The 11,190-nt window shown below is 60.8% G+C and carries 10 protein-coding genes; 6 read left to right on the top strand and 4 right to left on the bottom strand.

The features are described from left to right. Window positions 1–26 precede the first annotated feature (26 nt). Both IWX75_RS08825 and IWX75_RS08830 read left to right on the top strand, forming a co-directional pair. A complete protein-coding gene (locus IWX75_RS08825; protein WP_196821898.1) occupies window positions 27–1,025 on the top strand; it encodes a GNAT family N-acetyltransferase in 999 nt (332 codons plus the stop codon). An 81-nt stretch (window positions 1,026–1,106) separates the two neighbouring features. Continuing rightward, window positions 1,107–2,267 (top strand): heparan-alpha-glucosaminide N-acetyltransferase domain-containing protein, encoded by a 1,161-nt coding sequence (locus IWX75_RS08830; RefSeq protein ID WP_196821899.1) that lies wholly within the window; start codon window positions 1,107–1,109, stop codon window positions 2,265–2,267. Between the two features lie 85 nt (window positions 2,268–2,352). Here IWX75_RS08830 and IWX75_RS08835 read toward each other — a convergent pair whose 3' ends face one another. The 4 genes from IWX75_RS08835 to IWX75_RS08850 are packed head-to-tail and all read right to left on the bottom strand — an operon-like array spanning window position 2,353 to window position 6,567. After that, complete coding sequence (locus tag IWX75_RS08835; protein WP_196821900.1) at window positions 2,353–3,141, bottom strand: PIG-L deacetylase family protein; 789 nt, start codon at window positions 3,139–3,141, stop codon at window positions 2,353–2,355. Further along, a complete protein-coding gene (locus IWX75_RS08840) occupies window positions 3,138–4,334 on the bottom strand; it encodes a glycosyltransferase family 4 protein (protein ID WP_334684214.1) in 1,197 nt (398 codons plus the stop codon). The genes IWX75_RS08835 and IWX75_RS08840 overlap by 4 nt, the downstream gene beginning before the upstream one ends. After that, on the bottom strand, window positions 4,334–5,773 hold the full coding sequence (locus IWX75_RS08845) for a glycosyltransferase family 4 protein (protein ID WP_196821901.1): 1,440 nt from the start codon (window positions 5,771–5,773) through the stop codon (window positions 4,334–4,336). Before IWX75_RS08845 ends, IWX75_RS08840 begins: the two co-directional genes overlap by 1 nt. Next, complete coding sequence (locus tag IWX75_RS08850) at window positions 5,770–6,567, bottom strand: glycosyltransferase (protein ID WP_334684215.1); 798 nt, start codon at window positions 6,565–6,567, stop codon at window positions 5,770–5,772. Before IWX75_RS08850 ends, IWX75_RS08845 begins: the two co-directional genes overlap by 4 nt. A gap of 864 nt (window positions 6,568–7,431) precedes the next feature. Between IWX75_RS08850 and ligA the strand changes: the two genes are divergently transcribed. The 4 genes from ligA to gatC all read left to right on the top strand — a co-directional run bounded on the left by ligA (window position 7,432) and on the right by gatC (window position 11,190). Further along, a complete protein-coding gene (ligA, locus tag IWX75_RS08855) occupies window positions 7,432–9,636 on the top strand; it encodes an NAD-dependent DNA ligase LigA (RefSeq protein ID WP_334684236.1) in 2,205 nt (734 codons plus the stop codon). A 102-nt stretch (window positions 9,637–9,738) separates the two neighbouring features. Next, window positions 9,739–10,161, top strand: a complete 423-nt coding sequence (locus IWX75_RS08860) for a hypothetical protein (protein ID WP_196821903.1) — start codon at window positions 9,739–9,741, stop codon at window positions 10,159–10,161. A 78-nt stretch (window positions 10,162–10,239) separates the two neighbouring features. Next, window positions 10,240–10,773: a GNAT family N-acetyltransferase gene (locus IWX75_RS08865; RefSeq protein WP_334684216.1), complete on the top strand. Its 534-nt coding sequence runs from the start codon at window positions 10,240–10,242 to the stop codon at window positions 10,771–10,773. 120 nt (window positions 10,774–10,893) lie between these two features. Further along, a complete protein-coding gene (gatC, locus tag IWX75_RS08870) occupies window positions 10,894–11,190 on the top strand; it encodes an Asp-tRNA(Asn)/Glu-tRNA(Gln) amidotransferase subunit GatC (protein WP_196821904.1) in 297 nt (98 codons plus the stop codon).

Consider the following 11,190-nt stretch of genomic DNA (forward strand, 5'->3'; position numbering starts at 1 on the left):
GAACCAGGCAAGGATAGGGCAAAATCATGGATTTTTTTTCATCTGACGCCTTCCTGACAGCTCTCGCCAGGGATTACCACGGAGCGAGAACCTTCGATTTCAAGATGTATGAGGTGAAGGGGAGGCAGGTGCGACTCGCGGAAGTCAACGGGAGCAAGATCCTGACAACAGGTCCGTTTTACGATTACGTGAAACCTGTTCCCTCTGACGGCAAATTGAAAGAAACCATAAATTATATTCCGAAACTCCTGACCTCCTCCATCGCCCTTGGGGACGAAGATCCCGCGGCATCAGTGCCCAGGACGAACCAGGAACCAGCACCCCTTATTGAGTGGGAAGGATTTACCACCTGGGACGAGTATCTGGCCCTAATCCGGAAGCGAAGTAAGAGTCTGCTCCACAATCAGCGCCGGAGGCTCAGGAGGATGTCGGAAGAGCTCGGGGAGCCCGTTTTCACCTTTGATAATCCCGACATAGAGGCTTTGCATCTCTGCGTCGAATGGAAGATCCAGCAGTACGAGGGCGGCCACGAGACTCTTGAGGCCCCCGGTGCGCTCGCCATGCTGAAGAGTCTGTTCAAGGATGGACACCTCGTCTTATCAACCTTGCAAGTCGCCGACAAATACGCTGCGGTACAGGCCGGATTCTTGTGGCAGGGAGAATACTTGGCTCTCCTTCCTGCTTACGACCCCGCCTTTGCAAAGTACGGAATCGGTAAGGAACTGTTGCTGCGAATGCTGGACTACAGCTACCACCAAGGACACCAAAGTTTCGATTTGCTACAGGGCGCAGAGCCCTACAAGTGGGATTTCGCCACCCATGTTCAGCTCATCGAGAGCCATGGAAGGCCCCCGCGGGTTCGCCGCACCCGTGATGCGTTGGAGCGAGTCGCGAAACAGCGGCTTCTTGCCCTATCTCCGCACTTGTTCTACCGCGTCAAACGGCTTGTGCTCTTGGGACGCAGGTATCTGACGTATGCCACGAACAAATTCCAGGGAAAGGGAAGGGTTCAGCGGGGTCACTAGAACCAAATGTACAGCGCCGGCGACCCCTCGAGTCTGATGTGCCTATCCCAGTGCCAGCGTGACGAGTGAGGAAAAAAATAGATGCAGTCTCCTGACCCTATAAAAAAGTCGCGATCGATCGGCGTCGATGCAGCGCGCGGTATTGCCCTCGTCGGGTTGATGATTGTTCACGTTCTTCCTCCCACGAACGATGATTTCGAGCCGACCGTCCTATGGACGGTGTTCGCCGGTCATTCCGCCGCCCTGTTTGCACTGCTGGCCGGGGTATCGCTGGCTTTCGGCTCCGGAGCACGCTACCCCGTGAAGGGCACAGCACTCAAAGCTGTCCGTGCCTCCGTGGCGGTCCGTGCCGCACTCATCACTGCCCTAGGGCTTACTATCGCTTATGCTGATACGCCCGTCTCGATCATCCTGGCCTACTACGGGGTGATGTTTTTGCTGGCGATCCCACTGCTCGGACTTTCCGCCCGGGTACTGGCACTTCTTGCCGCTGGGATGGCGGTGATTGGCCCCATCACAGTACAGGTTCTGCGGGACTCGATGCCTGAACACGGTTTCAATCCCACTTTCACCTCCCTCTTCACCGAGCCCGGGGTGCTGGTGACCCAACTGCTGCTGACAGGGGTGTATCCCGCAGTGCCCTACATGGCCTACATCTGCGCCGGACTAGCCATCGGCCGACTCGATCTCGGATCCCGCCTCATACAGTTCCGTTTGATGTTTGCCGGCCTAATATTGGCTGTCAGCACTTGGCTGGTCTCGGCCATCCTTTTAGGTCCACTCGGGGGTATGAACCGGCTGAAAGAATCTTCACCGGACCTTAGCGCAGAGGCGATTGACCGTATGTTGGTGTGGGGGCCGGAGGGCCACCTCCCTGCTACTTCTCTCTGGTGGCACGCTGTCCTCGCGCCGCACTCCACCACGGTATTGGAGAAGCTGAATACTGTCGGCACGTCTATGGCCGCTCTGGGAGCAGTCCTATTCGTCGCCCACGTAGCCGCCTCCGAGTTAGCGCCGTTTGCGGCAATCGGCAGTATGACCTTGACCCTGTACTCGGCCCATTTGCTTGTCCTTGCTACCGGGTTCCTGGCAAACCAATCCAGTGGTTCTTTCATCATTCAAATCACTGTCGCCATCATTTTCGCTTCCCAATGGCGCCGCTCCCACGATCACGGGCCGCTCGAAGGCATCGTCGCAACAGCAACAAAACGTACCCGGAATCACCTGTCAGGCACCACTTAGAACACCTCGAATACGGTCTCAGACCGCGAACCCACCCGCCCTCATCTGCGAAGGGCCAGTGAAGGTCCCTGCCGTCTCCGGGCTCCTAGGAGTAGTAAGTTTCGGGAGCAACTGGAATACGGCCGTCGGGAAATAATGCATCTACTTGTGTCGCATACTGACGCACGCGCTCGTGTTTTGCCTCTATTCCGTCACTCCAATTCCATTCCCTCAGTTCTCGGCTCCTCAAGAAGGCCTCGTCTGGCTGATGATTCTGGTTGTAAGGGAAATCAGAATAGAACACCATGCGTTCCGCTGATTTCTCGCCTACTGACCTCGTAATTAGATGATCAACATGTTTGCCCGTCCCCACCGGGCAGAACACCAACCCCGCCTCGCTCTCCTCGATTTGCTGCCTAACTGTGTCCTGCAGTTCTGCAATCAAGCCGGAATCGCCCCTAGACAGCCGACCCAAGGCGATGTCGAACCTGTAGGTTGGATAGCGGTGCACCAGTTCTGGCACGGCTTTCCCCAGAGTGGAGCTGCCGGCAATGGCCTCCCGGCGCCGTCGGAATAAAGCATCTGTCGCCCCGAGATGCCGGGATTTTACGCCGAGTCCGGCAAGGACAGCGGCGTCTTCCTTCCTGCGCGCCTCGAAAAGAGAACCAGCGTCTTGAGCTGAACACTGCCGTAGGAAGGACCTCGCTGCCCTCGTATGCGGGGTGGGACTGCATTCTGTAAAAATGGTCAGCACAACAATGTTGCGTTTGCTTGCCTCTGACGAGATGAGAGCACCACAGGAAAGGACGGCGTCATCCAGATGGGGCGATAAGAACAGCCACGGCTCGCTGGTATCCAGGGATTGGTAAAGGTGTGACGGCGGCTCAAAAGTCATCTGCCCCTCCTTGTGCTTCGGGTAAGGGTCTCGGAGTCGGGCAACGCTGCGTAATAAGCGTCCACTTGGCTAACGGCACGGCCATCCCAGTCAAAACCCGACGCGAACCTTCGGCCTGCTGCCCCTGCGGCGGCAAGACCTGTGGGGTCGCTGTATTGCCTGCACATTTCGTCCGCCAGTCCGTCGACGTCGAAGGGAGGAACCAACCAGCCACAGCCTGGTGGTACAACTTCCCGCAAGCAAGGTATGTCGAAGGCTATGACCGGCGTACCCGAGGCCAAGGCCTCCACTGCAACTAGGCCAAAAGTTTCAGCCCGTGATGGGATTACGACCAATCGTGCCGCCGCCAACATTTCAGATTTTTCCTGACCGCTTTTCCAGCCAGTTAGGCGGACGCGGCTGCCGAGATTTCCTGCAGCGATTTCGTCACGGATCTGTTGCTCACCAGGACCAGTCCCTGCGATGATGAGGTTGCCCTCCACCTCCTCCGACGCCTGAGCCCAGGCTTTCAGGAGAAGATCGAGGCCTTTGCCTACGAATTCCAGCCGTCCGATGCAAACGATGTCAGTGCCCAGTTGTTGTGGAATTTCCAGGGCACGCATGTCGATTCCATTGCCGATCACGTCGACGGTCACAGCGGGGTTCAGCTTTCTCAACTGGTCACCCGTGCCATTGGATACCGCAATCAAATGCCTGTGACGGCGCACTCCTGCTCGCTCGATCCAGTGGAAGGGGAGTTTGTATTCGCGGGACTTTTCGCGGGCATGGAGCCATTGCACCATGCCGATGGTAGGTTTTCCGGTCCATAGCGGTGCGGCCATCGTTGAAAAGGGAGCAAAAAAATCTTCGACCACCAGGTCTACCGATGGTCGGCGTTTCCATGTTTCCCAAGGCAGCCGAAGGCAGTATCCCAGCAGCCGGCTCAGCCGTGTCCTTCCCTGGCCGAACCCGATGGGAACGTATTGGACGCCGTCCTGATTACGGGCGATCCAATACGGATACCTGGTAGTGAGGACCGTGACAGAATGCCCGCATGCTGCAATACGCTTGTTGATTTCGTGGGTGCGCACCGAGCCTCCGCCGGCCCCGGGCATCATGGGATCTTCAAAGCCGAAATGAAGAATCCGTAAACGCGGTTCGCTTACAACGGAAGAGCTGTCGGTCTGCTTTTTCTCATCCTTCGGCACGTTCATTATGTTCCTTCAGCGACCGTCAACGCTGAGAGCCCTCGAGGTCCCGCAAGTAGATCGCTGCGGGTGGCCGACCACAGTACAGCGTCTTCCACGCCCAAATTCTTCAATGCAACCGATGCCTCAAATTCGTCGCAACCTTTGAGCACTGCGACAGTTGTGCCTCCACTTTCGGCGACCTCGTCCGTGGCATTCAGGATGCTGGAAAGATCCACTCCTGTGGGCGCGTTGAACCGTGCAACGGTTGACATGTCACAACGAACTGTTCTTCGGCTGCGGTCTCGAGGGCGCGGAGTTTCCTTGGTTTCCTCCATTAGTACTCCTGCCAGGAGAGCCGCACTTCGGTCCCAATTGAAGCAGCGCGCCCACTTCTGGCATGCCTGAGAAAGAGCAGTCCTTGTTTCCAGCTCAGAAACGTCGGCAAGGTGTTCGGTCAGGGCAACCCCCAGGTCCTTGACCGAATCGACCAACCATCCGGTTGTCCCGTCGACCACGCTGTCGCGGATGCCTGGTGCCCGCAGGGCCACACACGGCACCCCCCAGGCTGCTGCCTCGATTATGGAACACCCCCACCCTTCAGCGTCAGAAGCGGACAACGTCAACCATGCGCGGTTCAGCAAGGCATCTCTTACAGAGTCAGGCTGATACCCATGAAAGGTGAAGTTGGAATACATCCCAAAGTCCATGACGATCTGCTCCAACCGCGCTCTCTCGGGGCCCTCCCCCACAATCTCCACACGGAGATTGGGAAATTGGGTTGCGGCTGCCGCGATTTGCCCGATGAGGATATCGATCCTCTTATGCGGCACCAGCCTACTGACGATCGTGATTGTCGGGTCCGGGTCCCGCGGTCCGACTATGTTGGGCACCTCACCGGTACCGTTGGGAACTATATGAATTGGCCCTTGATAGCCGAGATTGCGCAGTTCCATCCGGGTGGAGGGCGAGACCGCCGCAATGGACCGCGAACCATAAACAGTCGGAGCGGCGTTCCCCTCTAGATACCTGCCCAAGGCGGCAACGGGCGGGGCGAAGCGGGTGCCGAATTGTTTTTGGTGGACGTGATGCACCACCTGAACCACAGGAGTCTTTTTCGATAGGAACAACGGCGAGAAGAAGGGAATACCGTTCTGACAATCGATTACGGCGTCTATTATCCGCCGTGTGCGGAGAATGCTCAACGCTGTCCGCGGGTATAATGTCAGAGGCCCACCATCGCGAATAATATGGACGCCGTCAATAGTATCCGTAGATGACTGATGTATGTCCCGACTGGTGTACCAGGCGACATTCACGCCGGCTTCTACCCAACGCTTCGAAATTTGGTGCATGTACTGCTCCGCACCACCGGCTTGTGAATGATTTATGTCCCTCCAGTTCAACACCAGCACATGCCTGCCCTCGAGATATTTTATGGGCGAGACTTTCAGTGCCGACGTCATAGCAAGCGCTGCATCTGGGAGAGGGACACAAAACTGGTTACTCCGTCACGAACCAGATGAAATGTCGAATCGGTACCGTCAGTCCACGCTACAGGGATCTCGATAATCCTTCCGCCTTCATATTGAAGATAGCGAAGCAGTTCAACGTCGAAGGCAAATCCGGCTGTTCTGCATTGAACCATTGCCCGGGTGATCGCCCCACGCTCGAAGAATTTGAAGCCGCACTGTGTATCGCAAACACCTCGGACCATCGAACTGGTTATGACGCGGAAAGCAGCGCCACCCAGCCTACGTCTAAATTGCTGCCGCCGGACAAATGTTGAACCGGGCGAATGACGCGATGCTATGACCGCGCTGGCACCAAGTTCGAGGTGCTCCATCGCAGCGGTGAGAGTATCAAGGGGGGTGGCCAGGTCCGCATCGAAAAACCCGGTGTAGGTGGAAGTTCCGCTCAACAGGCCCCTCCTAACCGCGGCACCCTTGCCAGAGCGGGAGCAACCGATAAGGGAAATCGGAACTCTACCGTTCGAGGCGGACATCCTGCGGACCACATATCCCGTGTCATCGGCGCTGCCATTGTCAACGACCACTATGCGCGAATTCCAAGGCTGCGATCCGAGGAAGTCAGCTGTGTTACGGAGGGTGGATGGTAGGCGCCCAGCTTCGTTATACGCAGGGATGATGACTTCCAGGTCCACCGCGCTACGCCGCCGCGACTTCAAGCCGCTCCCTGGGAAGTACGCGGTTTCCTCTGGTGGCATCTCTGCTTGTTCAATACTGTCGAGGGGTTCCATGGCGAATTTCCTCGTTGTTGGCTTCCAGGGACCGAGGTTTGTACCTGACCTGGGTCCACCATAGAAGCCGATTCCGATCCCGAACACGCGTAACCGGTACTCTAAAAAATTTGGTGGGTACTTACGCACTGGCGGCTTGTATCTGGGGGCGCCTTCTCACTAGCGGCGGTGGAAGTCGGATTGCGTTGCCGTAGATGTCACAGGTGAGGATGATATCGCCGTCCTCAAGACACCCGCCGGCGACAGTTCTGGTGGGCTCGGGGTTCGGTTCCTGCATGGCTTCTCCGCCAGGATCGGCCGGAAGCTCTTAGGTGGCGAGTGAAGCTGGCCGGGGTCCGCCCATGTATAGGCCTCGTAACTGCCCGTAAATCTGCACTTGGTTGCACCCCATCTCTGTGCGATTAGTTGTTCCATTTCTCAGCCATGGCTGAGTATGAACGAAATCGGTCCCTTTGACGGACCTCGATACCTCTCGATTAGGGGTGTGAAATTCAATCCTCTGCGCTTCCCCACAACCACCTCGCCCCTGTCGCCGATAGAGTCAGTGACAGGAATAGGTAGTCGGCGCCCTCAAAGCCGTAAGGGAGACAACCAGGTCGTTTCGAGTGACGCTCGTGCGGACGGCAAGGAGCGCATGCGGACCCACCGAAGTGTGCGCGGCCTAGGGATTTCGGTCCTCCTGCCCACGTTGGTACTCGTGGACCACGCAAGGTTCTACTCATCGGGCAACGCGCTTGCGGCGGAACGGCTCCCGGTAAGGCTTCCGCCCGGCGAAGCAGCAGCGGGTCCGCTCGGCAGGGTTCCGGTCGGATTCTGCACATGGGTACGGGTCGGTGGGGCACACTAGATCGGGTGGCCGAGAATATGAAGGAATCGCAGAACCGGAGCGTCGCAGAGGCTCCTCCCGCACTCCCGAGCGACGAGTTGCGCCAGGAGCACGCGGAGCTTGCCGAGCAGGTGCGGTTGCACCGGACGGCGTACTACCAGGATGCTGCCCCCACGGTCTCCGACGCGGAGTTCGACCGGCTGTTCCGGCGGCTCGAAGAGCTCGAGGCGCTGCATCCCGAACTGGTCACCAATGATTCCCCCACCCAGGAGGTCGGCGGTGAGGTGTCCTCGGCCTTCGCTCCGGTCGTGCACCTGCAGCGCATGTACAGCCTCGAGGATGTCTTTTCGCTGGACGAACTGGCGGTCTGGCTGGACCGCGCGCGGGCAGGCGTGGAGCAGCGGAGCCCTGGCAGCACCGTCACCTGGCTCACCGAGCTGAAGATCGACGGCCTGGCCGTCAACCTCCTGTACCGGAACGGTGAGCTGGTGCGCGCTGCAACCCGCGGCGACGGCGTCACCGGCGAGGACATCACCCACAATGTGCTCACCATCGCCGCAGTGCCGCGGCGGCTCGTCGGAGCGAATATCCCGGAGGAGGTGGAGGTGCGGGGGGAGGTCTTCATTCCGTCGAAGGAATTCGCCCAGCTCAACGAGGGCATGGTCACCGCCGGGAAGGCGCCGTTCGCCAACCCGCGCAATGCCGCCGCAGGCTCGCTGCGCCAGAAGGACCCGGCGATGACGGCGGAACGCCCCCTCGACATGTACGTCCACGGAATCGGTGCCCGCACCGGGCTCGACGCCGAGACGCAGTCCGGAACGTACGCCCTGCTCAAGGAGTGGGGTCTGCCGACGTCGCCGTACTTCAAGGTGCTCGAAGACCAGGCCGCCGTCGTCGGGTTCATCGAGCACTACGGCGAGCACCGGCACAGCCTGCTGCATGAGATCGACGGCATCGTGGTGAAGGTGGACAGCTTCGCACTGCAGCGGGCGCTCGGCCACACCTCGCGGGTGCCCCGTTGGTCAGTGGCCTACAAGTACCCGCCCGAAGAAGTCAACACCAGGCTCCTCGACATCCTGGTCAACGTGGGGCGCACCGGCCGCGTCACACCGTTCGGCCTGATGGAACCCGTCAAGGTATCCGGTTCGACGGTCAGCATGGCCACCCTCCATAACCAGGCGGTGGTCAAGGCGAAGGGAGTTCTGATCGGCGACGTCGTGGTGCTGCGCAAGGCCGGGGATGTCATCCCGGAGATCGTCGGCCCCGTGGTGGCCCTGCGGGATCCCGGGAAGGTCCGCGAGTTCGTGATGCCCACGGAGTGCCCGTCCTGCGGTACCCCGCTCCAGCCCGCGAAGGAGGGCGACGTCGACATCCGCTGCCCCAACGCGAAATCGTGCCCCTCGCAGCTCCGGGAGAGGATCTTCCACCTCGCCGGCAGGGGAGCCTTCGATATCGAGGCGCTCGGCTGGGAGGCCGCGATCGCGCTGACCCAGCCCGCGGAGCCCGACGTGCCACCGATCACCACCGAGGCGCAGATCTTCGACCTGACGCCGGAGATGCTGGCCGACGTACGGATCGAACGCGACAAGAAGGTCAAGGGCGTGGTGACCGGCCGCGAACTCGTGCCGTACTTCTACTCGAAAGGGACGGCGAAGAAGCCCTCCGAGCCGAATGCCAACACGCGGAAACTGTTCACGGAGCTCGAGAAGGCCAAATCCCAGCCGTTGTGGCGTGTGCTGGTGGCCCTGTCCATCCGCCACGTCGGCCCGACGGCGTCGCGGGCGCTCGCGACGGCCTTCGGGTCGATGGAGCGCATCCGCGGAGCGAGCGAGGAGGAGCTCGCCGGCGTGGACGGCGTGGGACAGACCATTGCGGCGGCACTCAAGGAATGGTTCGCCGAGGACTGGCACCGCGACATCATCGACGCGTGGTCCGCGGCCGGCGTGCGCATGGAGGACGACGTCGACGAGTCGGTGCCGCGCACGCTCGAGGGGCTCACGGTGGTGGTGACCGGTTCCCTCCAGGCCTACAACCGCGACGAGGCGAAGGAAGCGATCATCTCGCGCGGCGGCAAGGCTGCAGGATCCGTGTCCAAGAAAACCAGCTACGTGGTGGCCGGGGAGAACGCCGGCACCAAGCGGGAGAAAGCGGAGACGCTGGGCATCCCGGTACTCGACGAGGACGGCTTCGTCCGGCTGCTCGAGCAGGGTCCGCAGGAGGAGGGCACTACCCCGGATCCGTGATGGGGCAGCCGATCTGCGGCAATGTTCCCCCCGAATGTCTCGGTTGGATTCCGATGCTTACATCGCTGTCATTCCGGCACCGATCGGGCGTAGTTTGGGCGCATGGAAAGCGGCCCAGCCCGCATCGATTCTCCGGCTACCCTGACTGCTCGGAGAATCGCCCGCGCCCACTGGGCCGGCATCGCTGCGGAGTTCGGGATGTTGACCAGCGACGAAGTGAACCGCCGTGTGGGGGTGAGAAGTCCTCCCGCAGGCTGCCTGGCGGCGAAGCGTCAGATCCTCGGGGTGGTGACGAGGGCAGGCAGGGTGCTGTATCCGGGTTTCCAGTTCGACGGGGACACCGGGCAGGTTCTCCCCCTGATCGGCCAGGTCGCGTCGATAGGGCTCAAGGGGGGCTGGAAGGACCGCGCACTGCTTCACTGGTTCTGCCTGGCGAACGTGCATCTCGGCGGGGCACGGCCGGTGGACAGGATGGCGAATCCCGAGCAGGTGCTGACTGCCGCACGCCGGGACCTCGGACGGTGACGGGTCCGTCCGATCGTCTCCCGCCACGCCGTAACATGATACCGGCACATTCTGCGGAACCCAGGAGAAACGGCAGCAGTGAACAACCCCATCCCGCTCGATCCGGCTGACCCCGGCGAGCTGACCATCCGTCCTGTCCGGCCCGAGGACTACGAGGACGTCCGGCGCATCACCCGCGGGGCCTACCTCGAGGCGGGCTACTTCGACGACGAGGCCCACCCCTACATGGCGATCCTTTCCGACGTCGAGCACCGCGTGGCGCACGCCGAGGTGTGGGTCGCCGAGCGCAACCGCGCGGTGGTGGGCTCGGTCGCGCTCACCTTCGAGGGCCAGCGCTACACCGACATCGCCGTCGCCGGTGAGCTCGAGTTCCGGATGCTCGCCGTGGATCCCGTCGTGCAGCGTGCGGGAATCGGGCGCCGAATGGTGGAGCGGATCATCGAGCATGCCCGCACCCTGCCCGACATCGAGGCGGTGAGCCTCACGAGCGGCTCGGACATGGTCCGGGCCCATCGTCTCTACGAGTCGATGGGTTTTGCCCGGGTACCCGAGCGGGACTGGTGGGTTCCGAACGAGGACATCCTCCTCTGGGTCTTCCGCCTGCAGCTGTAGTTCGTGGAACGGGGTGCGGGCGCTGCCCGAAGGCTGCCGATGCGGCCCTGCAGTGCGCGCCCGTGAGCCCACGCCCGTAGACTGGGGACAGCTACCCACCACCACTTCCAGGGGAGATCCATGGCCGAGATCAACCGGGACGACGTCGCGCACCTCGCACGTCTTGCCCACATCGACATGACCGACGACGAACTCGACCGCATGGCCGGCGAGCTCGCCGTGATCGTCGATTCCATCAAGTCCGTCAGCGAGGTCGCCGGCGCCGACGTTCCGGCCACGAGCCACCCCATCCCGCTGAGCAACGTGTTCCGCGACGACGTCGTGGGGGACACCCTGACCAACGAGGAAGCCCTGCTGGGTGCGCCTGACAACGCCGACGGCCGTTTCAAGGTCCCGGCAATCCTGGACGGAGAATAA

It is taken from the genome of Arthrobacter sp. CAN_A6, assembly GCF_015751715.1.
Lineage (GTDB): Bacteria > Actinomycetota > Actinomycetes > Actinomycetales > Micrococcaceae > Arthrobacter_D.

What these genes read in the sequence shown, in the direction of transcription:
- IWX75_RS08825 (WP_196821898.1), top strand. Translation starts at nt 27, where the DNA reads ATGGATTTTTTTTCATCTGACGCCTTCCTGACAGCTCTCGCCAGGGAT.
- IWX75_RS08830 (WP_196821899.1), top strand. Translation starts at nt 1,107, where the DNA reads ATGCAGTCTCCTGACCCTATAAAAAAGTCGCGATCGATCGGCGTCGAT.
- IWX75_RS08835 (WP_196821900.1), bottom strand. Translation starts at nt 3,141, where the DNA reads ATGACTTTTGAGCCGCCGTCACACCTTTACCAATCCCTGGATACCAGC.
- IWX75_RS08840 (WP_334684214.1), bottom strand. Translation starts at nt 4,334, where the DNA reads ATGAACGTGCCGAAGGATGAGAAAAAGCAGACCGACAGCTCTTCCGTT.
- IWX75_RS08845 (WP_196821901.1), bottom strand. Translation starts at nt 5,773, where the DNA reads ATGACGTCGGCACTGAAAGTCTCGCCCATAAAATATCTCGAGGGCAGG.
- IWX75_RS08850 (WP_334684215.1), bottom strand. Translation starts at nt 6,567, where the DNA reads ATGGAACCCCTCGACAGTATTGAACAAGCAGAGATGCCACCAGAGGAA.
- ligA (WP_334684236.1), top strand. Translation starts at nt 7,432, where the DNA reads ATGAAGGAATCGCAGAACCGGAGCGTCGCAGAGGCTCCTCCCGCACTC.
- IWX75_RS08860 (WP_196821903.1), top strand. Translation starts at nt 9,739, where the DNA reads ATGGAAAGCGGCCCAGCCCGCATCGATTCTCCGGCTACCCTGACTGCT.
- gatC (WP_196821904.1), top strand. Translation starts at nt 10,894, where the DNA reads ATGGCCGAGATCAACCGGGACGACGTCGCGCACCTCGCACGTCTTGCC.